Source organism: Streptomyces sp. 8N114, assembly GCF_052245835.1.
Lineage (GTDB): Bacteria > Actinomycetota > Actinomycetes > Streptomycetales > Streptomycetaceae > Streptomyces.
Genome location: NZ_JBQQBT010000003.1, coordinates 456,277 through 481,481, shown reverse-complemented (window position 1 = coordinate 481,481; position 25,205 = coordinate 456,277). Strand labels below are relative to the sequence as shown.

Below are 25,205 nucleotides of genomic sequence, written 5' to 3'. Positions count from 1 at the left end.
CGGGCGCAACCTGCGGAACGTGCCGCCACGCTCAGTGGGGACGCGTCCGCCAGGCCCGGGCGAAGAGTTCGGGAAGGGGCCCGGCGACGGGCCGGGAGTAGACCTTGCGCCCGATGACCCGGACCCCGAGCAGCCCGGCCTTCCAGGTCTCCATCGGAGGGTAGAACTTGTCCCCGCCCGCCCAGTCGCCGGGCAGGAACACCCCCCGCCCGGCCCGGGCCCTGCGGTCGGCGACCACCAGACCGGCCTCGACGAGTCCGGCCACAACAGCCTTGTGGTGCCCGGGAGTCCACTGGTTGAAGCGGCGGATACGGCGGTCGGTGGGCACGGGCAGGGCCAGCAGCTGCAGATACAACGTGGCGGCGTCCGTATCCAGACCGGTGGCGGCGACCGCCTCCTCGACCACCTTTGGTGCGGACAGCCGCGGATCGGCCTCGTAGCCGCCCGGCGGCAGCGACCCCTCGGTGATGCGCTGCACGATCCGCTCGAACTCGGGACCGCGCAGTCGGCGGACCAGCGCCAGATGCGAGTCCTCCTCGTCGACCAGGGCCTCCAAGCGCCGCGAGCGCTCGTCGGCCCCGTAGCGGCCGGGCCGGAAGTACACACCGGGCGCCTCGCGCTCACCGCGCCGGTCGAACCCTGCCTCGGACACGACGACCAGGCCGTCGTCGAGTGTGGGATGGTCAAGCGGCTCTGCGGCGTCCAAGTAGGGCAGGGCGCCGGGGAAGTCCGGCAGCAGTTCCGCCACAGTGCGGCCGCGCAGGCTGCGGCCGCGGGCGGAGAGCAGCAACCCCGGGTGGGCCAGGCGTTCCCGCAGCAGCCGTACGGTCGCGGGGACACCTTGGCGTACGGGATCTCCTTCGGGAAGCTCGGCGTACACCCAGTCGACGGCGTCGCAGACCACGGCGAGCAGCTCCCTGAAAAGGAAACCTTCGTCGCCCTCCCAGCCGCCGCCGCTGATGCTGTTCACCCGCAGCCGGGTGTCCGGGTCGCGGGTCAGCCGCGGCTCGCGCGCGGGATCGGCGAACACGGCGCACACGGCTGCCGGGGCCATCCGCACATCGATGTGCTCGGCGGCGACGGCGAGCGTCGACTCCGGCACGGCGGGGCGTACGCCCTGTTGCCTGCGCCAGGCTTCGGCGACCCGCTCGGCGAGCGCCAGCTGCCCGCCCTCCTGCCACAGCTGCCCGGGGTCCGCGGGCAGCACGTCGGCCAGCAGATCGAGGCGCTCGGCCACCCGCAGGCTCCCCAACTCCCGCTCACCGGCCTCGGCTTCGGACTGCTTGAGCCCCATCACCTTGCGCGCCTCGGCATTGAGGCCCCGGTACCCGTACTTCACATCGGGCATTCCGGCGAGCAGCAGCGCGGCACCGGCCCGGCTCAGCCCGGTCCGCTCGGCGAGCACCGCGGCCGCCGCGCGGTCCCAGGGCGCGGGCCCCTTCTCTCGTACGAGGTGCACGAGGCGCCGCAGCCGGTCAGGTGTGTCCCAACCGGCTGCAGGCACCGGCTCGGTGGCCGTGATCCGACCGGGTGCTGGCGGCTGCGCGGAGCCGGTGCGCAACTCGACGAAACGCTGCCCGTCCCGGCCGGCGCCGATCCCGTGCAGAGCGACCACCGCACCGTCGTGGGTCCGAGCGGCATGCGTGTCCTTGTCGGCGAGTTCGAGGACGCCCGTACGCATCCGGGCGCGAACCTCCGGGTCGGCAAAGGGAGTTTCTGCCCATACGTCCAGCATCGCCAGCTGGACCGCGCGCAGATGGTCCTGCACGTGGAAGGAACTCGCCCGCAGGGCCACGGCGCCGCACCGGCCGATGAACCGGTACCAGTTCCAACCCCGGTACCGCGCGGGCGCCTCCTCGCCGCTCCCAGTCAAGTAGCCGCCGACCTCGGTGAACGCGGCGAGCGTGCCGGGCATCCAGTGTCCGGCGCCTTCGATGAAACCGCTGAGGGCCTGGGTGATCCACTTCTCGTCGAAGGGCTGTGCGGGGCGTATCGGGGTGTGGGGCATGCGGCCATCCTGCCGGATCACGTGCCCGCCTTTCGCCGGTACCCGGCGACCGTGTGGCCCGCGAACTGCGCGCGGGTTGGACCGCCAATGAGCAAGGTGCGGAAGGAAAGGAGCTGGGTGCGGCTCTTCTGGAGTGACGAGCCGAACAGTCAAACGCTACGCGGACGCCGCCAAGCCGGAAGACCTCTTCACCGGTCAGCGGCAGGCCCGAGCCTCGGTCCTCGACGAGTACAAGACCTCCCTCGATGACCGCTGGAATGAGGGTGGCACGAATGCCTGGAAACTGTGGGAAGAGATCGTCCCGCTCGGCTATCAGGGCAGCTACCAGCGCGTTCGCGCCTACCTCCGCCAGAAGCACACCTCGCCGCGGCCCGTGATGGCGCGGCCGCCCTCGCCCCGGGTCCTCGCCAGATGGATCCTTCGCCGCCCGGAAACCCTCACCGAAACCGAACACCTCCACCTGAAGAACGTCCGGGCCAACTACCCCGAGATCGATGCACTCACCAAGCACGTCCAGACCTTCGCGACCATGCTCACCGAGCGCCAAGGCGAGCGGTTCGTTCTCGCCACCGGGATTGGTCACTCCCGAGCCGACCCGGTCACTCAGCGTGGCTGCATCACAGAAGCTGAGCCAGAACCCGAGTTTTGACAGCACTTCGGTGCTTGACCGGCCAGCATCAAGATGATCCAGGAGAGAGGTGCTGGTCATGGTGCATCGGTCGAAGGTGGAGTGTACGCCGACATCCGACGCGATCACCGGGCCGGTGCCTCGATGCGGGCTTTGGAGCGCAAGTACGGCGTGACCTATCGGACGGTGCGCAAGGCGGTGAACGCGGCTTGGCCGGAGCCGCGCAAGAAGCCGCCCCGCCGACCTGATCGACTGCAGCGTCATGGGCTTTCTCGTTACTCCACAGCGCGGCCGATGAGTTTGTGGCTCCCGGCCGGTCCAAGCTCGTGACACCCTAGGAAAGGACACCGCCATGTCGGAGCTTCTCGTCGACTTCATCACCTCCCTCGACGGCCACGCATCGGGAGAGGGATGGCCCGGGTTCTGGGGCCTCGAGGGCCCGGAGTACCTCGCATGGCTCGGCGAGCAGCCTGAGGCCACCTACCTGATGGGAGCGAACACCTACCGCCTGATGTCGGGCTTCGCCGCAGGCAAGGTCCCGAGTGGCCAAGACGAGTTCAGGCCCGAGGAAGAGGCGTCCGTCGACGAGCTCACGCAAGCGTCCAAGGTGGTGTTCTCCTCCTCACTCGAGGAGCCACTGACGTGGGCCAACTCCACACTCATCCGCGACGACGCCGTCGAGGCGGTCCGCGCCATGAAGTCGAGTGGCTCGGGGCTCCTCAGCACGATCGGCAGCCTAAGCCTGTGCCGGTCCCTGCTACTTGCCGGACTCGTCGACCGCTTCCGGGTCGTGATGTTCCCGGTGATCACCGGGGCCACGGGCGAAGAACGCATCTACGACGGCTATCCGGACGTCGCCCTCGAGATGATCGAGCACCGCACCTTCGACGGCCGCATCCAGTTGGTCGAGTACAAGCCCCGCGTGCTCGAGCACCCGCCGCTCGGCGTCCCTGCGTGACGTCGCCCCGTCCGCCGGTCTGGACGGCCGCCAGGCCAGCGCCGACGGGCGCTGAGTAAGACCTAATAGGGGGCGAACGGCCGACGTCAGGACGCCCGGTCCAGGTCTTCCCGAGGCGCAGGGGTTTTGTTCCCCAGACGCGGCGGCAGCACGACGGTGCTGTTCAAAACTCGTGAACATCTCCCGCCGGATTGATCACCAACTGACTCCGGAACTCATGCACAAGTGCTGTCGCTCAACGTGAACTGAGCCAGACGGGTTCGTCGCTGATGGTGTCGCCGGGCCTTCGTTGATGAGTTGCAGGAGAGGTGAGGGCGCCGGTAGCTGCGGGGAGGACAGTGGGTGGAGAGGTGTGCTGGTGGTCGTGTCCCCGGTGCCTGCTCGCGCGCGGGTCTTATGGAAAAGAGAGCCCGCGCGAGTAACGCGCCCTGACCAGGCGTTTTACGAGATCGGTCGGCGCTGCCGCAACGTACTCCGAAACCAATCTGGGGTGGCATCCGGTGCCGACCGCTCCGGCCGACGGGACGACTGACCCGGCCAGTGGCACAGCCGCGGACCCCGGCCTACCGACTGCCCGCTCCGCACCCGACGCCGGACTTCAAGGAGTTTCGGCCGTTCTACTTAGCCGGGTGGTGGGTCCGGCTCACTGGCCAACCCAAGCGCTCAGCCAGACGTGCATCGGTGTCCGCAACGTACGAGGCTCCGGTGTCGTTGAGGGAGGTGTTCGAAGGCCTGTCCCACGACTCGCCGCTGCCCTTCTGGCTCCTGTCTCCCGGACAGGACCGGACAGGGGCACAGGGGATGACCCGTGCTTGGCCGCGTAGGCGCGGATGGCTTCCAGCCTGGTGAGCCATGCGGTGGGTTCTGGGCGCAGGACGCGGGTGCGCACCAGCCGGGTCCTCGGGTGCGCGGCGTTCTCTTGCGGGTGGCGGGCCTGGGTGACGGTGCGCTACGCCCTGGCGTGAGGGCTGGTCTGCTGCTTGCCGGCCGGGCGGGCATCCAGAGCCATGCGCAGGCGCTCCGCGACGAGCTGGTACCGCTGAACAAAGTCGAGGTTCTGGAACTGGGCGGGCTCGGGCAGCTCCCGGTGCGAGGTAGGCCAACGCTCGAAGGTTGTCCAGCCAAGGGGGCGCAGTCCAGCCCGGCTCATATCCCGGTCGACGCCCGCCAGATAGTCCGCGTCGACGGGCAGCTTCCCGTTCGACTGCCAGATCACCCCGTCCAGCGCGATGGGCAGACGAGGGGATCCGAAGAGGAAGCTCACGCAGCGCTCTCGCAGAACCGCGGCACTCTGCTCCGGGCTCAGCGGGACGCCTTCCTCTTCGCCCCTGGTGCCGGGGAGCAGGGTCCGGCAGTCCGTGTGCGGGAAGACATCCACCTCTCCGAGAACCACATGGGCCGTCGCGCTCTCCCGGTCCGGGTAGCACCACCCCTCTTTCGGTAGAAGGACGATCACGTCATAGGCATCGAGTGCGTCGGTCACCGCCGTCGCAAGCGGACTCCGGTCTGTCCGGGGGAAGCCGCGGTGGCTCTCCTTGGAGGGATGGGGGACCTCCCACATGCAGGTGTGGTGCACCAGGGCGCCGAGGCCGTTGGAGGAGGCCCACAGAGTGCTGGTGTGGTCTGGCAGCTGTGGCAGCGGTAGTCGATCGGGGCGGGGTTCATCAGTGCTGGCGCGATTGCCGGCCACGAGGGTCTGGGAGTCGAGCGCGCACAGTCGGTTGCCTTTGCTGCTTCCCGTTCCGCTTGCTGCTGCCGCTCGGCCTGAGGGATTAGCGGGGATCACCCCGCCGGGGTGACTGGGCTATGGCATGAGCTGGTCGGGCTACGTGCACCCGGTGGCGTTGAGCATGCCTTCCAGCGCTTTGCGCTCGTCGCTGGTGACTGTGAGGTCATATTCTTTCTGAAGCTTGCAGATCCAGGCGCCCCCATGAGCACCGCCAGAGGCTTCGCGGACCCCAGGCCCGAGGGCGCGCTCTGATCTACGGAGGAGGTAGCGGCTTGCCGTCGCGCGCCGCGGCAAAGTGCTCGGGAGTGAGGGCATCCTCCCCGTGCTCGGCGGCGAACTGCTCGATGCGCCCGAGGGGGGAATCGGCCGGCGCCGGGCCTTCTTCGACCACTGTGCCAGTGACGAGCTGGGCGAACTCCTCGCCAAGCTTCTGCGGGTCACGGTCAGCGGTCATGAGGCCATGATAGAGCCCCGCCCACACGCCGTGAGGGGAGCGTATGGACGGGGCCGTAGTGAGCCTTACCGGCCTTGTTCTCGGACGCACTCCAGGCAGATCCACCCCTTGCGGGCTACGAGCCGCGTCCTCTCCTGGGGGTGCTTACCGCACCACTTGGACGGGCCTGACCGGTCTGGCAAGTCGCGCTTGATCAGTCCCACGAGCTGACGTCGCCTACTCGTCATCGTCGCCGCTGTCCTCTTCGGGTTCTGGTGCAGAGACAATCTCCTGTCCCGCTACGTCATACCCGTTGATTTCACCTTCGCCTCCCAATGCTGTCACCTCCCTTCGGCTCAGTGTGGTCAGTCAGGTGAAGTGAACTGTGCGGCTGCACTTCGCGCACTGATACGTGCCGCCGCCGCGATCTTCCATCTGTTGTCCGCAGCACATGCGGCGGCGTCTCTCCTTTCCTTGGGGATTACGCCCGGCCCTGAACGAGGTCTGGGCCCAGGGCCGGGCCTTCCCATCCGTGGGGGATGACGGACCACGCGATGGGGTGCAGCCGGACGACGGATCGGCCTGGACCCCGACGCCGTCCGGCTGGTCTCAGATTCCGCGCACACCGACGCCGAGGACGAATCCGCAGCTACCGCTGATGGCGATGATCATGATCAGCCCGGTATACGCCGTGACGGCGTGGGCGACGCGGTCAAGTCGCTTCATGCCGGCCCCTTACGTAGATCAGAGCGCCGCAGCTCCGGCAGTATTTGCCGTCTTTGCGGTCCTCCAGAACGCCCGGGTGTTCGCAGACAACCTCGACCTGTTCGACAGGTGCGCCTTGCTCGCACCCTCCCTCCAGCGGGCGCATGAAGGCCGTCTCCACTGCCATGCCCTGTCGCCCGGCCGGCGCGAAGAGTCGTACACGGTCTCCACTGCCATCAACCGCATGAGCTTGCCCGATCCCGACAGTCTCACTGTGATGCCCTCCCCGAGGATCATCGCGATTCCTCTCGGCCGACCTCGGATCTCACGATGATCCATGCGGCGGCGTTGGAAATGCTGTGCGCCGGGGAGATCAGATGCTCGTGGTACTGCTCCCGGAGGGCACGGGCCTGACTGCCCCCCTTCGCCTGCTCAATCCCGTTCGGGAAGCCCTCACAGTCGACGCAGCCCTCCCGCAGGTGGGGTTGCGGGGGTATCGGCATCCGCCCTGTCGGGCCAGCAGCGAGCCGGTTACTGTCGTCCACGTTGGCGCTCCTATCCAGTGCCGGCCATACCCCGGGACGTGCCCGCGTCGCCGGGGTGCTTGATGCCCAGTCAACTCACCCTGGCCGCCTGATGGGTACGCCTCTGCGCAGTCAATAACGCGGTTTTCGCCGTAAACCGCAATCCTTCCGAAACTGCAAGGGGGAACGTCTTGCACACGGCATTGATGAATGCTATGACTGCCGCGCACATAGGAGAGACCGGGCTTGCACGTAGGGTGTCGGTAGACCCAAGAACGGTGTCCGCGTGGCTGGCAGACCCCACCGTGAAGCCCCGGCGAGCGACGCGGCAGCAAGTAGCGGAAGCACTGGGGGTACCAGTGGAGCACCTTTGGCCTGAAGCGGTGAAAGCTGCCGTGAAACTCGGCCCCGATCGAGAGATCATCAGCGTGTATCCGTACCGCGCTGCCTGCCCTACCTCGGTGTGGGTCAGGCTGCTGGACGACGCCCGCAAGGAGATCTACTACGGCGGTTACACCAACTACTTCATCTGGCAGCAGAGGCCCAGAGTCGCGAAGTTCCTCGCCGACAAGGTGACCTCCGGTGCCCGTGTGCGCTTCCTGCTGGGTAAGCCTGACAGTGAGGTGACCCGCGCCCGAGAGGCCGTGGAAGACGTTGCTTTCACCGTTTCCACCCGCATCAGGATCACAGTGGATGAGCTGGCAAAGATGCCGGACAGTGGGATCGAGCACCGGTTCAGCGAGGGACATCTGGCGCTGAGCGTCTTCCGCTTCGACGATCAAATGCTAGTGACTCCGCACCTGCACGGGTTGGTCGGCCACGACTCCCCCACGCTGCATCTGAAGCGGATGCAACAAGATGGACTGTTCGACCGGTTCGCTACCCATGCTGAGGCCCTGTGGGAGGACGCAGAGCGCGCCTGAGAGCGCTTTTGCCGGGCGGAGCCCGGCCCGTATCGCTGCGCTCTACAAGGCTCACGTCGCTTTGCCCCTGTGGCGCCCTCCGGACGCCCAAAGCCTCCTGACCTGCAACTTCAGGTTGCCGTCGCCCAGACATTCCGACGTGACGACAGTCACAGGTTGATAGTGCAACAAGCTCTCATCTCGTGGCGACTCTATAAGAGCGTCCGCCAGTAGGTCATCGGATGCGTGGTGTGCGGGGGCGGGTGTCCCATCGGTAGTGGGTCCAGGCCCGTCGGATCAGGCAGCGCACAGTGATGATCACGGAGGCCAAGGCGAGGAAGAAGTCGGCGGTGGCTCTGCGTCTTTCCGTGCAGCGGCGCAGTGAACGTTTTCCAACCTCACGATGAGGCGTGGTGAAGGACCAGGACGGCTTTCACGACGTTGGCGATGCGGTTGGTGCTGCAGCGGAGTTTCCGCAGGAGGCGCCAGCCCTTCAGGGTGGCCATCGCCAGCTCACCGACACAGCGGATCTTGGCGTGAGTGGTGTTGTGCCGGCGCTTCCATCGCTTGAGACGGCGGCCCCGAAACGGCACCCGGACAAGGGCGCCAGCGCCTTGATACGCCTTATCGGCCCAGCATTTGAGTCCCGCATCAGCAAGGGCTTCGATGATCCCGTGTTGTCGCGCGGCGGTGAGGTCGTGCGTGGATCCGGGCAGTGCGGGCGAGGCCCACAGCAGCCGCCCGAACGGATCGGCGAGGACCTGCACGTTCATTCCGTGGCGTTTGTGTTTCCCCGAGTAGTACGGAGTGTCGGCGGCGATGCGGTCGATGGGGAGCAGAGTGCCGTCGAGGATGACGAACGCCTTCGCTCGTATCGCCCTCATCGCCTCAGCCAAGGACGGGGCGAGGGCGGACAGGACCTCCACGGCTTCCCGTACGTATCGGAAGACGGTCGCGATCCCGATGCCGAACCCGGCGGCGAGCTGGGTGTAGGTGTCACCGCACCGCAGATGAGCCAGGGCGAGTAGGGCCTGACGTGAAGCGGGAAGACGTCGTCACCGCGTCCCGATCTCCTGCCGCCTGGCCGTCAGTTGTCCGGTCAGGAACCGCAAGGTACGGCTGGGCAGATCTATCGAGGACGGATAGACAAGCACGCAAAGCTCCTGGCGAACACGGGTGATCTTGGTCGAGAACCCGTCTACCAGGAGCTTCTTCAATGCGCAGGACTATCCAACTCGCGGTCAGCGACGCCATCTTGGCAACGGTTCACTGGCAGGGTCGTCCTGTGGCGGAAGCGGATCTCTAGTCAGGCGTCCCCTCGCGCTCGCTTCCTCGGGCGAGGCTTCGGGCCTGCCCTTCGTGAATGTCGCTTGCCCACTCCCAGCCGGGCTTGGGCGATACGACCCGTGGGTCGCTGGAAACCCGGGCGTCACGTAGGTCCTCCACGTACGCTCGATCCAGTTTGATCCTTGCGCGTACCTCCTCGTCCCTGGCGACGGATCCGTGTCCGGGGATGAGGACATCGACGTCGTCCGCTACGCCCTCGAGCAGTCCCAGCCCGACGAGGTAGTCCTCAATCGGGTTGTCGGTGTCGTCGAACATGGGAACGAAGATCGGAGAGCATGTCGCCGGCGATGAGAACTCGGCGTTCTTCGATCAACAGCGCCGCATGGCCCGGGGCATGCGCCGTTTGCTCAATGATCCGCACCTTGGGGCCATCCCAAGGAAGCTGCGCGGTTTCAGCAGGCAGACCAGTGATGAGGCCGTACAAGGCCAGCGGTGTGTCCTCGGCGATTTCCGGAGGCAGCCCCTCGGTGACGCCGGCCTTCCAGTCCGCGTTCGACAACACGTCCTGCATGAAGGCCGCGCAGCGGGCTGTGCCGTAACGAGGCGCTTCGCCAAGTTCGGCATGCCAGAGCACGTGATCCCAATCAGGATGCGTCGAGAAGCCTGCCACCACGGGCTGGCCCAGCTCACGAAGGTCGTTCGCCAGGCAGGTCATTTCGGCGCCGGTAATCCCGACGTCTACGAGTAGCACGCCGTCCCTGCCATGCACGACAACGGTGTTGTTCTCGAGCAACTCACTCTGGTGGATCAGTACACCCTCGGCGACCTGCTTCAGCATGGGCCGCTCCCGTTTGAAGACTGCGGCCGCGTCTTGACCGGCACTGGGTCGTTGGCCCTGCTCAAGATCGAACTCCCTGCCCGGTTTGCAGCGTCACCCTGCCAGAGGGTCTGACGCACATCAACACAACCGGACGGGGGTGTGCGATGGCGACCCCCAACGACGAGACCGTCCACGGAGGCTTCTTCAGTGTTGAGCTTATGTCAGATGACGGCCCTGAGCTCGGCACTTCAGGTTGGACGAGGCTCACGGATGCGGTCTCATCATCGTCGACGGCCTCGCCACAGCATGGGCAGCTCACCCAGCGGCCGCGGCAAAACGGACTGGCTGGAACTGTCGACCCGGGACGCTGCGTGAGCACTTTCACCACCGTCCCCGCGAACCAGCCCGCAATGGGGGTTCTCTCTCAAGTGACGTCCCCGTTCAGGGCCTGCGCAGGGCGAGTAGGGCGACGTCATCGTCGTTGTCGGCAGGGCGGACCCGTTCGAGCAGGAGGTCGCAGAAAGCATTGAGAGGACGGTGGACCAGCGCGGCAGCGTGTCGGCTCAACCTGCTGAGTCCCTGGCTGAGTGACCGGGCACGTGACTCGATCAGACCGTCTGTGTAGAAGACCAGGGTGGACAGGGGCGGCAGCTGCTCCGTTGCGTCCTGGCGTGGAGCAGTGAGGTCCGCGCCGATCAGTGGATCAACAGAGCTGTTCAGAAACCGGGCTTGCCCGTCGTGGGTGACGAGAAGCGGCGGCGGGTGCCCCGCGTTGGTCCACCGCACTTGGCAGCCCCGGTGGTCTGCACCGCTGCATTCGACCCGGGCGAAGATCATCGTGGCCAGGGACGCTTCCGTCATATGCTGCACGGCTTGGTCGAGCCGGTCGACGATGGCGCTGGGCGGTTCCTGATAGGACCAGGCGTAGGCCCGCAGCATGTTGCGGACTTGCGCCATCGAAGCGGCGGCATCAGCGTCGTGGCCCACGACATCACCGATCGCCACAGCCAGTGTGTCATCCTGGAGACGGAAGGCGTCGTACCAGTCACCTCCCACCTCCGAGGCTTCCGGCGCGGCCAGATACTGTGCCGCCATCTCCAGCCCTGGTACACGGGGCAGCCGAGGCAGCAAGTGCCGCTGCATGGTCTCGGTGACACGCCGCTGCCGCTGGTACAAACGTGCGTTCTCCAAAGCCAGTCCTGCCCGGCGCGCAATGTCCTCCAGCAAGGGCAGATCGGAGAACGGCTCGATCTGCTCGGACCTGCCCAGCGTCAGCGCCCCGAGCACCTCGCGCACGCCCCGGATCGGGGTGATGGCCGCCGAGTGCATGCCCGTCGCCTCGAACATCTCCCGCTGGGCGACCGCGATACCCGTATCCGGCGGCCCCTGATAGTTCTCCGGCCCCGCCAGCGTCGATGCCGCCCCCCGCAGTGCCCGAGACAAGGGCATCACGGACTCGTGGGGAATGGGAGGCATCCGGCCTTGCAAGTCCTCACGGTCGACCAGGGCTCCCGCCTCGTGATGCACCACAGAGGCCCGCCACACCTCTTCGCCCGGAGAAATCAGGTCGATCACGGCCCAGTCCGCCAGGCGGGGGACCACCAGCCGGGTGAGCCGTCGCAGCGCCTCTTGGACATCCAGGGTCGAGGTGAGGGTAGTGGTGGTCTCGGCCAACAGCGCAAGACGCTCCAGCTCCGGCAAAGCTGCTGCTTCCGGCCGGCTCCGGTCCCGGGACTCCTCAGCGGCCGTGCCGGGTTCACGCTCGTAGAAGACGATCACCGCGCCGTCCCTGCCCCCGGCGATCCGGCAGGGGGTGATCAGCCAGCAGAGCGGCAGCAGGGTCCCGTCCCCGCGCTCATACCATCCGAGCTGCCCCTGAGCTGCCCGACCGCTGTTGAGGGCCTGCCGGAAAGGGCAACTGCTCCGGGGCAGCGTATGCCCATGACGATCACGATGAAGGCGGTCGTGAGAGTCATGGCCCAACACATCCTCCGCGGGCCGGCCGAGCAGTACCTCGGCCTCGCGGTTCACCTGAACAATCCGCCCCTGGTCGTCCAGCAGGAGCACGCCGACGCCGCGCACCTCAAACACTGACGAAGGCTGCCGACCTCCGCGGTCATCCATTGAGAGCTGCATCGATCCCTCGGTTTCCGAAGCTCTGGTCTTCTGAGTCAGGGATTCTGTTCAGATATACGAAATCGCGGGGTGGCGCGTACTGGACGGCCGAGGGCCGGCTTGATTTCCGTCGGATCTTGATTCTGCCGGAGGAGGAACGGGATGCGCCGGAAGTCCGGGGTGTGGCGTCGCCCGACATCGCAGGTACGGGCCTTGCGGTGCCCCGTTTCCACCTGCACTTCATGCCTACGAAGGGAGTCGTCCTGGCTCGGCCTGATCGAGCGATGATTCGCCGGACCGGCCGACGCGCAGGTGCCCCAGCAGATACGACGAGGCGTCCCTTTGGAGCACGCGTTGTCGGCAGAATGACCGCGGGCCTCGGGGCCCGATGCGGCGGAAGCCGCCGCTGCCCGTTGTCAGCCGAAGTCGGCGACCGCTCCGGCGCCGGCCTTCCAGCCCAGCACCCTCGAAATCTCCTGGCCGGCCTCGACCAACCGCTCACGCAGTCCAGCCGTTTCCGCACCGAGGATCGCTACCCTGACCCCGCTGATGGACAGCGTGGCACGCACCTGCCCCCGGTGGTCCAGGATCGGTACGCCGAGCGCGGCCACACTGAGTGTGACGTGGGGACCAACGTCTCCGCCTTGACCGGAGTCGACTTGGTGAACTGCTCCAATGGTTCCTGCTCGAGGTACTCGGACCAGGTCGAGCGGTCCTGGAAGGCCGGCAGGACGCGGGAGGCCGCGCCGGCGTGCAACGGCACGCGTACCGCCGAGCTTCAGGGCGAGGGACTGGATCCGCCTGCCGTCCAGCCGCTCGATGCACACTGCCTCACGGCCGCGCCGGACGCACAGATGAACGTCTCGCCGTCTCGTCGTGGAGGCGCTCCATCACCGGCTGCGCGAGGCGCCGCTCGTCGAAACGCTCCATCACGGTGGTACCGAGGCTGAGCAGAGGGAAGCCCAGACGGAAGGTGCCGCGGCTCCCGCTCTCCACCGTGTCCAAACCCTGGAGGCTCGACAGAAGCCTGTAGACCGAACTGCGGGGCTCGCCCAGTTCCTCCGCAGGCTACGCGGTTGTGGCCTCTCCTCTCGCGGCGAGCAGGTGAAGGACCGTCACGCCGTCTCGCCCGCGAAGGAGTCGCAAACCACTCCGAACCGTCCACCGGCCGCGTCACCCTCTCCGGCCACAGCCACCGGCCGCCGGCACTGGCGACCGCCCGGATCGCACGGGAGATGATCCCCATCATCGAGCGCACCGACGAACTCGCCCATCTCATGACCGCCGAGATGGGCAAGCCGCTCGCCGAGGCCAGGAGGGAGGTTGCGTACGCGGCCGAGTTCTTCCGCTGGTTCTCCGAGTAGGCCGTCCGCATCGACGGCGGCCTCGCCACCTTGCCGGACGGCCGCAACAGGATGCCGCTCTTCCGCCGCCGGTCGGCCCCGGCCTGCTGATCACCCCGTGGAACTTCCCGCTGGCATGGGCACCCCCAAGATCGGCCCGGCAGTTGCGGCCGGCCACACGATGGTGCTCAAGCCCGCCCCGCAGACGTGGGTCGGCCACGTCGTCGACCGGGCGGACCACTGCGCCGTCATCTCCGTACCCTGCAAAGCGGAGCGCGGCACCAGGCGACGCCCGCCCCCCGCGTCGGCCGGCGCGGATGTGCACGTAGTGCGCCGCAGATGGCGGTGCCGGTGCCGGAGCATCCTTTCCGCATGCTGGCCGCCCTCCAGGATCTTGGCGTTGGCCTGCAGGCTGAAGCCCTCATCCCGCAGCAGGTCGGCGACGGTATCGGCACTGACGCGGTGCCCGGTCCGGGTCAGCTCCCGGGCGAGGGTGCGGGTCGACTTCACCGTCCAGCGCAGCGGCGACATCGGATCACCCCGCTCATCCGGCTCGACCAGGGCCAGCAGTGCGGACTGCAGCCCCGGATCGAGGTCTGCGACCCGTTTGCGTCCTCCGCCCGGCCGCCGCACCCGCCCCAACGGGGCCTCTCCTGCCTCCAGATCGAACACGCCCTTGCGCACCGTCGTCTCACTCACCATGGCCGCCCGCGCGACGGCCCGGATGCCGCCGTGCCCCAGCAGCCGGGCCTCCGCTCCCATCAGCAAGCGTCGCTGCCGCTCGTCGAGATGCGGGAACAACACCTCAAACTTCACGGCGAGTTGGGCACGAGGCTCGTCCGGGATGCGCATACCACACCAACGAGCCCGAGAACGGGAAGCAACACGTTGATGATCTGCAAGCCCTTAGACCGTGTCCTATGTGGTGAGGCGGACGTTGGACTGTGTATGGGGCGGGGAACGTGGAGTTGGATTGTTCCGAACGGGCTGTGGGAGATCGCCGAGCCGCTGATCCCGCCGTCAAAGGTGCGGCCGCAGGGTGGCGGAACGCAGGACACGCCTGATGAGACGGTGTTCGCGGCGATCGTCTATGTGCTGGTCAGTGGTTGTGCCTGGCGGTCGTTGCCGCCGTGTTTCGGGATATCGAAGTCGACCGCTCATCGTCGGTTCGTGATCTGGTCGAGAGCGGGCGTCTGGGGCCGGCTGCATGAGGCGGTTCTGCACCGGCTCGACGACGTAGGCCTCATCGACGTCACCCGTGTCGTTCTCGACTCCGCCCACGCGAGGGCGAAAAAGGGGGCGAACACACAGGCCCGAGCCCCGTGGACAGGCGCAAGCCGGGTTCCAAGATGCACGTCCTGTCGGACGCGGACGGGCTGCCCCTCCTCGTCGGCGTCTCCGCGGCCAACGTCCACGACAGCGAAGGGCTGAAGCCCATGGTGGCCGGTCACCAAACGAGACACGACCCTGATCGAGGCCGGTACTTCAAGCCCCGGCGGCTGCACGCCGACAAAGCCTACGACCGGCCCGACCTGCGCAGATGGCTACGCGGCAAACGCATCGGCGTCCGCATCGCCCGCAAAGGCATCGAGTCAAGCCAGCGGTTAGGACGTCGCAGGTGGGTCATCGAGCGCACTATGTCCTGGCTGACCGGCTACCGCAGACTCAACCACCGCTACGAACGCAACCCGGGCAACTACCTGGCCTTCCTCGGACTCGCCGCCGCCATCTGCTGCTACAAACGACTCATCCGACTCACCACATAGGACACGGTCTAAGCCGACAGGTTGTCAGCGTGAGCAACCTGCCGAACTGAGCACCCTTACGCCGCTTGCTGTCAGTCGAAGCCCCTGTGCAGCACCCTGGTTTCCTCCGGCCCGGCTTCCGTGAGGAAGGCGGTAAAGGCGTTGCTGGGGTCGACGCCAGTAACGTTCCCCGTCTCCTCATTGCTCGCGACGAGCGCGTAGCCAGGGCTTGGCGGGTGTTCGACTTCACGGACCAGCCCGGCGAGAGTCCCATCGTTGAGGCGGAACACGAAGGTGTTCCATGACCCGAGGTCGTCCCAGGTGATCTCTGGCTTACCCCATTTTGCTGTAGCTTCCTCCGTGGTTATATCGATCGCAGCGACATATACATTGGCTCGCAGCAGGGAAGCAGAAACTCGCTTCATCGCCATCTCACTTCTGTTGACAAAAACTGGAATTGTGGCGAACTCCTCTACGGCGTACTCGTCTTCGCAGGCCACTTCGATGAACGCGACCTGGCTACAGCCCAACGCTACGTACCCGGGCCGCCGACGGCTTGGAAGTCGTCCATCCGGCCGGGCCGGGCACACCCACCCCCTTCTCGGGTGACCAGAACGGGCGCTGCTCGGAAGCCAACGCCTCCGGTCGGGATCCGTTCCGCCAGTCCGGCGAGATGAATGTGTGTGGTCGCTCAGGCTGCTGCACACGGCAGCGACACATTCTCGCGTTCAGGGCCACCTTGGCGGCGGTTCGGACCTCCGGTGCGCCGTGTCAGGTGCACCTGGACGAACCGGGGGCTCTTTTTCGGTACGGAACAGCACTCGTCACACCGGCTGCACCGGGCACTCGCGATGAGCGGCTTGCCAAAGAACAAGTCCCTCCGGTCCTTGCTATGGCAGCGGTGGTCCGGCACCGGCGCTACCGCGGAAGACGTCGACGGCTGCTGGCAGCCCAGATGGCCTCATCAGAGGCCGCCGTAGCCGACCCGCTCAGGAGGGATGCCGCTGCTGACGGTCCTGAAGCTCCCGACGGGCGGTCGACCAAACGGTCTCGAACTCATGGGCCGACAACCACTGCGGGTCGTACCCCTCCCACTCAGAGACAGGCAGTTCCGCGGTCAGCCCGTAGACGCTCTCGTATTCAGCCAGCCGACCCTCTCGTTGGGCTTGTTGCCACTCGGCCAGCGAGGCAGCGGCCAGAGCCTTGCTTCCCGGCTCCTGCAACTCGACTTGCCGGATCACGTACCCGTCGGTGTCCAGCTCGAAGTAGAACCGGACGGCTTCCTCGTCCCAGAAGCAGCGAAGCCAGCGAGTCACGAGGACCGTGTCGAAGGGCTCGTCGTGCCAGCGCCAGCCGGCGGTGCCGTCGTCGTGGATGTGCAGCATGAACTCAGCGACCGGGCTACCGTCGGGAAACGTCATGGTGAGCGCACTGCGGATCTGGGTGTAGCAGGCGTCGGCCTGCTCCCATTCCTCCTCGTCGACCGCCCGCTCTTGTTCAGCGAAGAGGGGACCGAACTCTTCAAAGCCAGGGAGTGTCTCGACTTCGGCGTGAGTCCAGGGCATGTCGGCGCCGGTCACGGTCAGTCGGGCAATCTCCCGGTCGCTGTGGTGGAGCCGCCAGATACTGCCGAGGGTCAGGTTCGGGCTGGTCATATCCCTATGATGGCGATCACCACTGACAGCTGCACTGACCACCCGTACCATCCCCGGGGCCCTTGGTCGTCGGCGACCGGGGCCCCGGGCATGTGCGGGTGAGGTTGACCAGAATCGGCCCACCGCCCGGCCGGGCCCGCCAGGATGGGCCGCGTGACCGCCACCGCAGATCTCCGGCAGCGCGGCGGCCGCGCCCGCCACGCCACCGACCGGGCCGTCCCCGACGCCTTCTACTGGAACTGGACCCAGGACAGCGGGCCCGGCGCCGAGGTCCTGGGCGACCTGAACGGGCGTCTCGTCGGCGGGCTGGGCGCCGGAGCGGCCCGGCACGCCGCCCACCTGGCCGTCCGCCACCAGTCGGCCCGTATCGATGCCGTCGACGCCTCACCCGCCCAGCACGCCATGGCCACCGACCTGTACGGCCACCTCGCGCCCCGCCTGCGCATCGTGCAGGCCGACGTGGTGCACCACCTGCGCGCCGCCCCCGGCACCTACGACGTGCTCTACAGCGTCTTCGGCGCCATGGACTCACCGACCCGGGCGAACTGCTTCCGGCCGCAGCCGCCGCAGCGGCCCGGCGGGCGACTGGTCTTCTCCACCCTCGCCCACTACCGGACCGGGGCCCCGGCCCAGCCCGACGTCCAGCACGCCGACATCCCCGCGAAGACGCCCGACGAGACGGTCACGCTGCGCCGCTGGGTACCCCAGAAACCATGTGGATCAAGCTGCTCGACCAGGCCGGGCTCATCCGCATCACCGTGGAGACGCTTCCCGGCAGCGACGGTCCGCGCCCTGCCGACACCCTGCTGGTGACCGCACACCACCCGTCCTGACCATCCCCCTTGGGGGTGATTCCTCGGAGCAGTGGGGGCTGCTCATCCCGGTAAGTACGCTACTCGAGCTGGGGCGACCACGCGGTGGCAGCCACCGCCGGCACCGAGGAACAAGCGTGAGCAGCGACGCGGCCTGGAGCTCAACGCTCCGCAGGAGCGGACCAGCAAGCTGTCCCACTGCAAGCAAAACCTGCTGATGACGTACGGGATTCTGGGCGGTCTCGAGCACGCCGTCGAGCGAACGGCGGCTGAGCCGGCCGATGAGGACGACCTGGCAGATCTCACGCCGGAGGCGCAGCGCGAGTTCGTGATCCGTGATGGTCCTGGCCATGATGCTGGTCGGCCGCTCGGACATCGCATGGTGGAGATGCCCGGGCCTGATGGCAGTCCCGGTTTCGCGATCGTGGCAGCCTCCGCAGCCGCTGACGACCCGGCACCTCTTGAGGAGATCCGCGAGGACCTCCACCGCTGGGCCGCTGAACGAGCAGCCATCGATGCGAGCTGGACGGGATCGCCCGAGCCAGCAAGGGCGAAGCCGACGGAGGGTCTGGGGCGAGCCGCGGGTGAGGTGTTCGGGTGCAGGGGGTGACGGCGTTGTCGATGGTCGCAGAGGCGGTCCACGTGGGTCGGACTCGCGGAGGTGACGTCAGGTTCACGGCTGGCTGGGAGTGGTGTGCGGGCTGCGGTTTCGTGGTCGGTGCCGCGCTGTTGTGGCTGCATTGGCTCCGCCGCCGGCCCGAGTGACGGCTAGGCGCTAGCGCCAGCACGAAAGCCTCCGGCCGCGGTTGGGCTGGGGGTTTGTGGCATCCCCCTTGGTTGGTCGCTGGGTAGGTTGGCGGTTATGGCGATAGGTGACTTGCGGCCTGGGCGTTGTTGTGTCTGTGACGGCGACGAGGTCTGCTCGCACGCGGGTTGGTCCTCCAGAAGGCCCCCTACAGCTCACGCGGCTACCGGCCACGCTGAAGAGCGAGAGGCGCCGGGCGGGCTCAGTTCCGCCGCGGAGCGGAAGCTCAGGGCGTCGGCGAAGCCAGCGTCAGATCAGGTCGGCACACGTCGCACACCCGGGCCCCCGGAGCGGTGAGCATCCGGCGGGCCTCCTGAGTGGTGACTAGGTGCTGCCGCCAGGCGCCGCTTCGGGTCTGCCAGCAGTTGCGGTGATGGACCACCCATGAGGGACCACGCTGCCCGCTCCCCGAGCGCGCACGGCCAGCCACTGGCGGCCGCTCTCGGCTCCGACGGTGGGCACGCCGTCGTATCGCTCGCCGGGAATCGGGACGATGCTCTCTGCGGGGACAGTGACCGGCGTCGGAGCCGTCGTGACCTCGGGGTTGTGGGTGTCGTCGCTGCGCCCGCAAAGGAGAGCCACACAGTCGAACCACCAAGAGCCGTCGCGGAGGCGCACGCGCCGCACCACTTCCATGCCCAACTCCTGCCCGTCGGGAAGACGGACACGGGCCCAAGGCCCGCTGCCGTCCCGTGCGATACCTCCATTCACGAAACTGAATTCGAGTTCGAAATGCAGGGTGGACAGAGCACGGCGTGCCGCAGCCGGCCTCTCCCCCGCCGCAGTGCACACTCACCCAAGGCCCCGCGCCCCTACTCCCCCGCGTGTGGGACGCGGGGCCCTCCCCCCTTGACCGTGGAGAGGATCGTGCACCTGAGGCCGCCGGTGGAGCCGATACTCGCCCGCCCCGCCGCACGCCTGCCCACACGAACGGGCCTCGCGTACGAGGCCAAGTTATGGACGGGGTTTCTCGCTGTCCGTTTGTCCATAGCGAACTCCCTTTGGAGAGTCCCCCGTTCATGCTCCGCGACCGGGTACTCAGGTCAGTACCTGGGCTGCGTACAGGGTGCCGAGGGCAGTGGCGAGGGTACCGAGGAGGAGGCGTAGGGCGCGTTCGGGCAGGCGCGGTTGGAGGCGGGCGCCGAGGTAGCCGCCGATCAGGCCGCCGGTGCCGCAGGCGAGTCCGAGCCACCAGTCGGGGGCGACGTCTCCGGAGCTGACAAGGGACAGCAGCACGTAGACAGCGGCGCCGACGACGGAGGTGGCGAAGGTGGCGGCGAGCGCGGCCGGGGCGACGCGGGCAACGGGCAGGCCGCGGCCGACGAGGATCGGGCCGAGGAGGGAGCCGCCGCCGATGCCGTAGATGCCGCCGACTACGCCGACCGCCAGGGCGAGGCCAGTCAGGGTGCGCGGGGGCAATTCGCTGGCCGGTACCGTCCGGTGGCGGGACGGGGTGAGGGTGCGCAGGCACAGCCACAGGCCGAGCGGGAACAGCAGGGCGGCGATCAGGAGGCGGAAGACTCCGGGGCCGGGGAGGGCGATGACGCGGAGGACGGCGCCGAGGACGACGCCGGGCAGCGTGCCCAGCACCAGGCGCCGGGCGAGGCCATCCTGCAGGGCGCCGTCGTGGCGGTAGCGCCACAGGGCGCCGGGTCCGGCGACGACGTTGAACAGCAGGTTTGTCGGGGTGACGGACGGGTTGGGCACACCGAAGACGCTCAGCTGGACGGGGAGGAGGAACACCGCACCGGACACGCCGACCGGTGCGGTCACGGTCGCGATCAGTAGCCCGGCGACCAGTCCTCCTGGCACCGTCCAGTCCACCGCCGCCCCTTCCGGTTGTTCGCCTGGCCAGTATCAACGCTTCGAAGGACCGTGAGGTGACCTGCAACGAGATGTTCACGATCGGCCGGGCGGGGTGCGGTGCCCTCGCCCGGCCATCGCGGTCACCGGACGGGTAGTCCCGCTGGGAGCCACGGTTCACGGGGCCGGCAACGTCTAGAGCTGCGCCGGTGGTCGGCCAATCCCGGGACGTTTGCTGATGACGCGGTACATGCCGATCGAGTCGTGGTTGGCGGTCTCGGCGAAGCCGAACTTCTCGTAGAGGAAGCGGGCCGGGCCGTCGGCGATCAGTGAGACGTAGGCGGTGGCGGGCGCCCGTCGTTCCAGTTCCTCGGTGAGCGCGGCCATGATGCGCCTGCCGAGGCCACGTCCTTGGTGGGCGGGGTTAACGCACATGTCGACGATCTGGAAGGCGGTGCCGCCGTCCCCGATGATCCGTCCCATGCCGATGGGCTCCCCCTCGTGGTGGAGGATCACCCCGTGCCAGGTGTTCGGCAGGGCGAGCGCGACCGCTTCGGGGTCCTTGTCGGAGAGGCCGGCGTCGGTGCGCAGCCGGCGGAAGACCTCGACGGAGGGCACGCCGACGCTCAACTCGTACGGGTCGTTCAAGCTGTCCACTTCCGATCGTGCGTCGTTGCGGTGGCGGTCTGCCGTGGTGCTCAGCTGGTGGGTCAGTGGCCGGTTTCGGCGTGGTCGCCGTGGTCGCTGAGCTGTGCTTCGAACCAGTCGTGCAGGGCGTCGACCAAGGCGGGCTCGTCAGTGGTGTACGTCAGGGTGGCTCCGTCGGTCCGCTCCTTGTAGCGGACTTCGATGCGTTCATAGCCCTCCTCCAGTGCGGCCAGTCCCGGCATGCTGTCGCCGTGGATCTGGGCGGGGTCGCCGAAGTCGCCCCGTCCGAATGCTTTGGCCTCCTGCTTGAGGTGGGTGCGGATGAGGGCGATCTGTTTTTCGTCGTTGGGCTGGTCGGCGACGACGTCCTGGACACCGCCTGTGCCGGTCGGGGTGAAGTGGTGGGTGGTCTCTTCGAGGTCGAAGGGCATCACGGTCCGGCCGCGTTCGGCGACCGCTTCCTGCCGGTCGGACCGCCCCTCGCTGCTGTCCTTTTGGGGGCCGCCGATCCAGAAGGCTGCGCTCACTGCCGCGCCGATGCAGGCCGTGGTGATGCCGGCCGTCAGCAGCCGGCGCTTTCCGATGTTCATGTGTGCCTTCCGTGAGCCTGTCGAGGGCGGGTAGCGGGCCCGCTTCGTTGTGGGTGGAATCCGGCGTGTGGCCTGGGCTTACTGCTGCTTGGCGGGGATCAGCCACCGGACGATGACGGCGGAGACTGCGGCCAGGCCGGTGGCGACGAGGAACGCGTCGTCGAAGCCGGAGGCGCTCCGGGCACCGGTGGCGGCGATGCTCGTAGCGGCGGCGCTGGAGACGGCCGCCGCGCCGGCGGAGGCGCCGAACTCGTGGAAGGTACTCACGATGCCCGACGCGACCCCGGCCTCCTGGGGGGCGACGCTGGCGAGCGCGGTGGCGGAGGCGACCACGAACAGGCCGCCCAGTCCCGCCGGAGCCACGCTCACGCCGGTGACCATCGCGGCCGTTCCGGACCACAGCACCGGCACGAGGAACCCGGCAGCCGCCACCGCCAGAGAGATCACCGCCAGCAGCCGGGCTCCGAGAACGCCGATCACACGGCCGGCGGCTGCGGCGGCGGCCATGGTCAGCAGCGCCACCGGCAGGAACAGCACACCGGTCATCAGCGCCCCGTGGCCCTGAAGGTTCTGCAGATAGAAGGAGCCGAGGAAGAAGGCCCCCACCATCAGCGCCGTCGTGACGGTAATAACGAAGGTGCCCGCCACCAGCGGCCGCCGGCCGAGCAGCCGCAGGTCCATCAGCGGCGCCGCCGCCCGGCGCTGCCAGAGGGCGAAGGCTGCGTAGCCGACTGCCGCACCGAAGGCGAGCACCACGGTGACCAGGTCGAGCCAGCCGTGGTCACCGGCACGGATCAGGGCGTAGATGAGCGCTCCGGTCGCGGCGGCGACCAGGACGGCACCGGGTATGTCCAGGGAGCCGGTAGCCGCCCGCGGCAGGCTCGGCAGGATCCGGGCGAGCGAGACGAGGACGGCCAGCCCGACGGGGACGTTGACGAAGAAGACCCAGGCCCAGCCCGGACCTGCCGTGATCAGCCCGCCCAGCAGCACACCGAGGGCGGCGCCCCCGCCGCCGAGCGCCGACCAGATGCCCAGCGCGCGGTTGCGTTCGTCGCCGTCGAACAGCCGCACCACCACCGACAGCGCAGCGGGCGAGAGCAGCGCGGCGCCCGCGCCCTGAGCGATGCGGGAGGCGAGCAGCAACGGGGCGCCGGTGGCCAGTCCGGCGGCCAGGGAGGCAGCGGTGAACACGGCGAGCCCGGCCAGGACGACCTGCCTGGGGCCGAAGAGGTCCGCGGCCCGGCCGCCGAGCAGCATCAGGCTCCCGAACGTGAGGGCGTAGCCGCTGACCACCCAGGTCAAGGCCGCGCGGCCCAGGTCCAGTTCGGCGCCCATGTCCGGCAGGGCGATCGCGACGACGGTGATGTCGAGGATCAGCATCAGCTGGGCCAGCCCCAGCAGTCCCAGGGCCGTCCAGCGCAGCGGATGCGGTGCATCCGGTGCGCGTGTGGTGGTGGATTCCGTGTCGCTCATGACGCTCACCCCTCATCACTAAGTCGTACAAGGCTGTTCAAGTTATACGCCACGGGGGTATAAGGCAAACAGTGCTGTACGACTTACTCGGGTAGGGTGGGGCGCCATGGGCAGCAAGAACTCCACGACCGCCAAACGCGCCGACGCGCTGCGCAGCATCGAGGCGATCGTGCAGGCCGCCGCCGAATGCCTCGGGCGCAACCCGGACGCAAGCCTCAGCGAGATCGCGCGGGCCGCAGGAGTGGGCCGGGTGACGCTGTATGGCCACTTCGCCTCACGGGCGGAGGTCGTCGACGCGGCGATGAGCCGCGCTCTCGACCGGGGCAACGAGGTCCTGGACACGGTCGATTTGACCGGTGACCCGCGGCTCGCCCTGTCCCGGTACGTCGAGGCCGGCTGGCATCTGGTGGACCAGGCACGGGCGCTGCTCGCCGCCGCGCAACGGGAACTGTCCGCCGGGCGCATCCTCGAACTCCATGCCGGGCCCGCCGCCCGGGTCGAGGCGCTGGTCGCCCGCGGCCGCGCCGAAGGTGCCTTCCGCACCGACCTGCCGACTGCCTGGATGGTCAACGTGCTGCACGCGGTCATGCACAGCGCGGCAGAAGAGATCCGCGCCGGCCGACTCACCTCCGACCACGCCGCCGGCCACATCACCGCCACGGTGCTCGCCGCCTTCACAGCGCCGGGCATACCGGTACCCGATATCGGCGCCGGGGCCCACCTGTAACCCGCACGGAAGAAGCCGTGATCTGCGAGGAGTCCTCGTTCGCGTGGGCGGTCAGGTGGTGAAGAGCGGCATCTCGTGCGGGGTGAGGTCATCGCGCAGCCGTACGAAGCGGACCGGGTGGCGGTAACGGCTGGCGTCGACGGCAGTGTCGGCGACGAACTCGGCAACGAGGTGCGGCTTCACGGTGCGGAACTCCAGCTCTCCGGAGGCTCCCCAGCCAGCGCTGAAATTCCGCCCGTGCCAAGGGTGTTCGGATCCTGCGGGTGTCAGCCGCCGACCCACACCGCGCCGGACCGCGGTCGTCAGCTCAGTGGTGCGGGCGACCATCCACAGCCTTCCGGCTTCGTCGTAGCGGCCCAGCAGGAGGGTGAGCGGCTCCTTCAGGGAGCCAGTGACACCGCCGATCACCGCCTCTGCCGTGGGCTGGGCACGCACCTTGATCCAGGCCGTTTGCCGGGCAGGTAGGGCTGCTCACTGCCCTTGATGACGGCGCCGCTCGGAGTTTCGGCACCCAGAAAACCCGCCGCCCGACCACACGACCCACCTCTGCCGATCCGCTTCAACACGCAGATCTAACAGGGAACTGATCGCGTTCGACCTGCTCCAACTTGGTGATGCCGATCTGACCGGACGGCCGTACGAGGAGCGCCGCGCGGCGCTGGAGGAGCTCTTCGTTGAGGACGGCGTGACGGCCCCGTTGACGTTGTGCCCCTCCACCACCGACCCGGAGCAGGCGCGAGAGTAGCTGGACTGGACCGTGGCCGGCCTCGAAGGGCTGTGCATGAAGCGGTTGGAGGAGCCCTACCTGCCTGGACGCCGTGGCTGGCGCAAGACAAGGTTCGCGTGACCACGGAGGCGGTGGTCGGTGCGGTGTCCGGCACGCCGGGTTCTCCACGCACCCTGCTGCTGGGCCGGTTCGACCGGGGCAGCCGCTTGCAGTCGTCGGCCGCAGCACGGTCCTTGTCCCGGGAAGCGACTCGTGCCGTGGCCGGACTGCTGGTGTTGCCGGCACCCGTGGGAGGGATGGACATTATCGGCGGGGTGGGGAAGCCGCAGGACGCTCGACGTGACCCTGGTGGAGCCGGGCCCGGTGGCTCAGCGCCCTCGCGCTGACCGCCGCAGCATGGGCGGTGGTGAAATCCGCTCTCGACGACGGGCCGTACTTCGGCTCCCAGTGCGTCACGATGATCATGCTGCCTCTGGTGGCGCCGCCAGGCCAGGTAGGCGAGGCGGCCTTCCTCGACCGCGTCTCGCCACCCCTTCTGACGTCGGGCCAGCCACAGGAACGTCAGGAACGCCGCCAAGTCCCGGGCGTAGCCGAACTGGGTGTTCACCGCCTGCATCCGCATCCTGGGCGACTGAAAGAAGCGATTCAGGGCGACGTCGTCCCGGAACACCGGTGAGATGAGGAACGGCGTTCCCGGCTCCAGTCCCACCTCGCGAAGTCAGTCGCCACGACCCTCCGTCAGCACCCGCGTGTCGAACGGGACGCCGT

General features: G+C 68.1%; 24 protein-coding genes and 6 pseudogenes. 10 read left to right on the top strand and 20 right to left on the bottom strand.

The window, feature by feature from the left end; genetic code table 11:
- Positions 1-31: 31 nt before the first annotated feature.
- Positions 32-2,008, bottom strand: coding sequence for a hypothetical protein (locus ACTWQF_RS10480; RefSeq protein ID WP_443278889.1), 1,977 nt, complete (start codon positions 2,006-2,008; stop codon positions 32-34).
- A 133-nt stretch (positions 2,009-2,141) separates the two neighbouring features.
- On the opposite strand from ACTWQF_RS10480, the gene ACTWQF_RS10475 reads away from it, so the two are divergent.
- Together ACTWQF_RS10475 and ACTWQF_RS10470 are read left to right on the top strand one after the other, a co-directional pair.
- Positions 2,142-2,657, top strand: a complete 516-nt coding sequence (locus tag ACTWQF_RS10475; protein ID WP_443278888.1) for a hypothetical protein — start codon at positions 2,142-2,144, stop codon at positions 2,655-2,657.
- Between the two features lie 331 nt (positions 2,658-2,988).
- On the top strand, positions 2,989-3,594 hold the full coding sequence (locus tag ACTWQF_RS10470) for a dihydrofolate reductase family protein (protein WP_443278887.1): 606 nt from the start codon (positions 2,989-2,991) through the stop codon (positions 3,592-3,594).
- A gap of 949 nt (positions 3,595-4,543) precedes the next feature.
- Here the strand turns inward: ACTWQF_RS10470 and ACTWQF_RS10465 are convergent.
- Positions 4,544-5,077: a hypothetical protein gene (locus ACTWQF_RS10465; protein WP_443278886.1), complete on the bottom strand. Its 534-nt coding sequence runs from the start codon at positions 5,075-5,077 to the stop codon at positions 4,544-4,546.
- Positions 5,078-5,576: 499 nt separating this feature from the next.
- Entirely contained in the window at positions 5,577-5,777 is a 201-nt protein-coding gene (locus tag ACTWQF_RS10460; protein WP_443278885.1) for a hypothetical protein, read from the bottom strand.
- 1,591 nt (positions 5,778-7,368) lie between these two features.
- Here ACTWQF_RS10460 and ACTWQF_RS10455 point away from each other — a divergent pair.
- Complete coding sequence (locus ACTWQF_RS10455; protein WP_443278884.1) at positions 7,369-7,908, top strand: hypothetical protein; 540 nt, start codon at positions 7,369-7,371, stop codon at positions 7,906-7,908.
- 214 nt (positions 7,909-8,122) lie between these two features.
- Here ACTWQF_RS10455 and ACTWQF_RS10450 read toward each other — a convergent pair.
- The 8 genes and pseudogenes from ACTWQF_RS10450 to ACTWQF_RS10415 form a co-directional block, all read right to left on the bottom strand.
- Positions 8,123-8,269: pseudogene (locus tag ACTWQF_RS10450) on the bottom strand (IS5/IS1182 family transposase); the annotation flags it as partial.
- A gap of 16 nt (positions 8,270-8,285) precedes the next feature.
- A pseudogene (locus ACTWQF_RS10445) lies at positions 8,286-9,041 on the bottom strand (transposase family protein).
- Between the two features lie 148 nt (positions 9,042-9,189).
- Positions 9,190-9,489: a hypothetical protein gene (locus tag ACTWQF_RS10440; RefSeq protein WP_443278883.1), complete on the bottom strand. Its 300-nt coding sequence runs from the start codon at positions 9,487-9,489 to the stop codon at positions 9,190-9,192.
- Positions 9,461-10,012: an MBL fold metallo-hydrolase gene (locus tag ACTWQF_RS10435; protein WP_443278882.1), complete on the bottom strand. Its 552-nt coding sequence runs from the start codon at positions 10,010-10,012 to the stop codon at positions 9,461-9,463. The genes ACTWQF_RS10440 and ACTWQF_RS10435 overlap by 29 nt, the downstream gene beginning before the upstream one ends.
- Positions 10,013-10,435: 423 nt before the next feature.
- Positions 10,436-12,118, bottom strand: coding sequence for a SpoIIE family protein phosphatase (locus tag ACTWQF_RS10430; protein ID WP_443278881.1), 1,683 nt, complete (start codon positions 12,116-12,118; stop codon positions 10,436-10,438).
- 407 nt (positions 12,119-12,525) lie between these two features.
- Positions 12,526-12,720, bottom strand: a complete 195-nt coding sequence (locus tag ACTWQF_RS10425) for an IclR family transcriptional regulator domain-containing protein (protein WP_443278880.1) — start codon at positions 12,718-12,720, stop codon at positions 12,526-12,528.
- Entirely contained in the window at positions 12,642-12,872 is a 231-nt protein-coding gene (locus ACTWQF_RS10420) for an IclR family transcriptional regulator domain-containing protein (protein ID WP_443278879.1), read from the bottom strand. Before ACTWQF_RS10420 ends, ACTWQF_RS10425 begins: the two co-directional genes overlap by 79 nt.
- Positions 12,873-12,940: 68 nt before the next feature.
- Complete coding sequence (locus ACTWQF_RS10415; RefSeq protein ID WP_443278963.1) at positions 12,941-13,165, bottom strand: hypothetical protein; 225 nt, start codon at positions 13,163-13,165, stop codon at positions 12,941-12,943.
- A 188-nt stretch (positions 13,166-13,353) separates the two neighbouring features.
- Between ACTWQF_RS10415 and ACTWQF_RS10410 the strand changes: the two are divergent.
- Positions 13,354-13,660 (top strand): annotated as a pseudogene (locus tag ACTWQF_RS10410) (aldehyde dehydrogenase family protein); the annotation flags it as partial.
- 137 nt (positions 13,661-13,797) lie between these two features.
- Here ACTWQF_RS10410 and ACTWQF_RS10405 read toward each other — a convergent pair.
- Positions 13,798-14,304: pseudogene (locus ACTWQF_RS10405) on the bottom strand (ISAzo13-like element transposase-related protein); the annotation flags it as partial.
- A 96-nt stretch (positions 14,305-14,400) separates the two neighbouring features.
- Here ACTWQF_RS10405 and ACTWQF_RS10400 point away from each other — a divergent pair.
- Positions 14,401-15,218, top strand: a protein-coding gene (locus tag ACTWQF_RS10400) for an IS5 family transposase (RefSeq protein WP_443278878.1) whose coding sequence is annotated in 2 segments (ribosomal slippage) — positions 14,401-14,743 and positions 14,743-15,218 — 819 coding nt in all. Because the reading frame shifts where the segments join, the coding sequence is not laid out codon by codon here.
- A 71-nt stretch (positions 15,219-15,289) separates the two neighbouring features.
- Here the strand turns inward: ACTWQF_RS10400 and ACTWQF_RS10395 are convergent.
- Together ACTWQF_RS10395 and ACTWQF_RS10390 are read right to left on the bottom strand one after the other, a co-directional pair.
- Positions 15,290-15,697 (bottom strand): hypothetical protein, encoded by a 408-nt coding sequence (locus tag ACTWQF_RS10395; RefSeq protein WP_443278877.1) that lies wholly within the window; start codon positions 15,695-15,697, stop codon positions 15,290-15,292.
- 489 nt (positions 15,698-16,186) lie between these two features.
- Positions 16,187-16,852 (bottom strand): hypothetical protein, encoded by a 666-nt coding sequence (locus ACTWQF_RS10390; RefSeq protein WP_443278876.1) that lies wholly within the window; start codon positions 16,850-16,852, stop codon positions 16,187-16,189.
- Positions 16,853-16,996: 144 nt separating this feature from the next.
- On the opposite strand from ACTWQF_RS10390, the pseudogene ACTWQF_RS10385 reads away from it, so the two are divergent.
- Positions 16,997-17,685 (top strand): annotated as a pseudogene (locus ACTWQF_RS10385) (class I SAM-dependent methyltransferase).
- A 196-nt stretch (positions 17,686-17,881) separates the two neighbouring features.
- The gene (locus ACTWQF_RS10380; protein ID WP_443278875.1) at positions 17,882-18,274 is read left to right on the top strand and encodes a hypothetical protein; all 393 of its coding nucleotides are present in this window, start codon (positions 17,882-17,884) and stop codon (positions 18,272-18,274) included.
- Positions 18,275-18,695: 421 nt separating this feature from the next.
- On the opposite strand, the gene ACTWQF_RS10375 is transcribed toward ACTWQF_RS10380, so the two are convergent.
- The 5 genes from ACTWQF_RS10375 to ACTWQF_RS10355 all read right to left on the bottom strand — a co-directional run bounded on the left by ACTWQF_RS10375 (position 18,696) and on the right by ACTWQF_RS10355 (position 22,983).
- Complete coding sequence (locus ACTWQF_RS10375) at positions 18,696-19,490, bottom strand: DUF6233 domain-containing protein (protein WP_443278874.1); 795 nt, start codon at positions 19,488-19,490, stop codon at positions 18,696-18,698.
- Positions 19,491-19,507: 17 nt separating this feature from the next.
- Positions 19,508-20,293: a sulfite exporter TauE/SafE family protein gene (locus ACTWQF_RS10370; RefSeq protein ID WP_443278873.1), complete on the bottom strand. Its 786-nt coding sequence runs from the start codon at positions 20,291-20,293 to the stop codon at positions 19,508-19,510.
- A gap of 174 nt (positions 20,294-20,467) precedes the next feature.
- Positions 20,468-20,929 (bottom strand): GNAT family N-acetyltransferase, encoded by a 462-nt coding sequence (locus ACTWQF_RS10365; RefSeq protein WP_443278872.1) that lies wholly within the window; start codon positions 20,927-20,929, stop codon positions 20,468-20,470.
- 53 nt (positions 20,930-20,982) lie between these two features.
- Entirely contained in the window at positions 20,983-21,510 is a 528-nt protein-coding gene (locus ACTWQF_RS10360; RefSeq protein ID WP_443278871.1) for an aspartate carbamoyltransferase, read from the bottom strand.
- Between the two features lie 78 nt (positions 21,511-21,588).
- A complete protein-coding gene (locus tag ACTWQF_RS10355) occupies positions 21,589-22,983 on the bottom strand; it encodes an MFS transporter (RefSeq protein WP_443278870.1) in 1,395 nt (464 codons plus the stop codon).
- Positions 22,984-23,089: 106 nt separating this feature from the next.
- Between ACTWQF_RS10355 and ACTWQF_RS10350 the strand changes: the two genes are divergently transcribed.
- Positions 23,090-23,710 carry a TetR/AcrR family transcriptional regulator gene (locus ACTWQF_RS10350; RefSeq protein WP_443278869.1) on the top strand — a complete coding sequence of 207 codons (621 nt, stop codon included), beginning with the start codon at positions 23,090-23,092 and terminating at the stop codon, positions 23,708-23,710.
- Positions 23,711-23,761: 51 nt separating this feature from the next.
- Here ACTWQF_RS10350 and ACTWQF_RS10345 read toward each other — a convergent pair whose 3' ends face one another.
- The gene (locus tag ACTWQF_RS10345; protein WP_443278868.1) at positions 23,762-24,145 is read right to left on the bottom strand and encodes a hypothetical protein; all 384 of its coding nucleotides are present in this window, start codon (positions 24,143-24,145) and stop codon (positions 23,762-23,764) included.
- A gap of 139 nt (positions 24,146-24,284) precedes the next feature.
- Here ACTWQF_RS10345 and ACTWQF_RS10340 point away from each other — a divergent pair.
- Positions 24,285-24,455 (top strand): annotated as a pseudogene (locus tag ACTWQF_RS10340) (ATP-dependent DNA ligase); the annotation flags it as partial.
- 388 nt (positions 24,456-24,843) lie between these two features.
- Entirely contained in the window at positions 24,844-25,113 is a 270-nt protein-coding gene (locus ACTWQF_RS10335; RefSeq protein WP_443278867.1) for a hypothetical protein, read from the top strand.
- Positions 25,114-25,205 lie beyond the last annotated feature (92 nt).

Coding starts and splice junctions, on each gene's coding strand:
- ACTWQF_RS10480 (WP_443278889.1), bottom strand. CDS start 2,008: ATGCCCCACACCCCGATACGCCCCGCACAGCCCTTCGACGAGAAGTGG.
- ACTWQF_RS10470 (WP_443278887.1), top strand. CDS start 2,989: ATGTCGGAGCTTCTCGTCGACTTCATCACCTCCCTCGACGGCCACGCA.
- ACTWQF_RS10460 (WP_443278885.1), bottom strand. CDS start 5,777: ATGACCGCTGACCGTGACCCGCAGAAGCTTGGCGAGGAGTTCGCCCAG.
- ACTWQF_RS10440 (WP_443278883.1), bottom strand. CDS start 9,489: ATGTTCGACGACACCGACAACCCGATTGAGGACTACCTCGTCGGGCTG.
- ACTWQF_RS10435 (WP_443278882.1), bottom strand. CDS start 10,012: ATGCTGAAGCAGGTCGCCGAGGGTGTACTGATCCACCAGAGTGAGTTG.
- ACTWQF_RS10430 (WP_443278881.1), bottom strand. CDS start 12,118: ATGGATGACCGCGGAGGTCGGCAGCCTTCGTCAGTGTTTGAGGTGCGC.
- ACTWQF_RS10390 (WP_443278876.1), bottom strand. CDS start 16,852: ATGACCAGCCCGAACCTGACCCTCGGCAGTATCTGGCGGCTCCACCAC.
- ACTWQF_RS10380 (WP_443278875.1), top strand. CDS start 17,882: ATGACGTACGGGATTCTGGGCGGTCTCGAGCACGCCGTCGAGCGAACG.
- ACTWQF_RS10375 (WP_443278874.1), bottom strand. CDS start 19,490: ATGAACGGGGGACTCTCCAAAGGGAGTTCGCTATGGACAAACGGACAG.
- ACTWQF_RS10360 (WP_443278871.1), bottom strand. CDS start 21,510: ATGAACATCGGAAAGCGCCGGCTGCTGACGGCCGGCATCACCACGGCC.
- ACTWQF_RS10355 (WP_443278870.1), bottom strand. CDS start 22,983: ATGAGCGACACGGAATCCACCACCACACGCGCACCGGATGCACCGCAT.
- ACTWQF_RS10350 (WP_443278869.1), top strand. CDS start 23,090: ATGGGCAGCAAGAACTCCACGACCGCCAAACGCGCCGACGCGCTGCGC.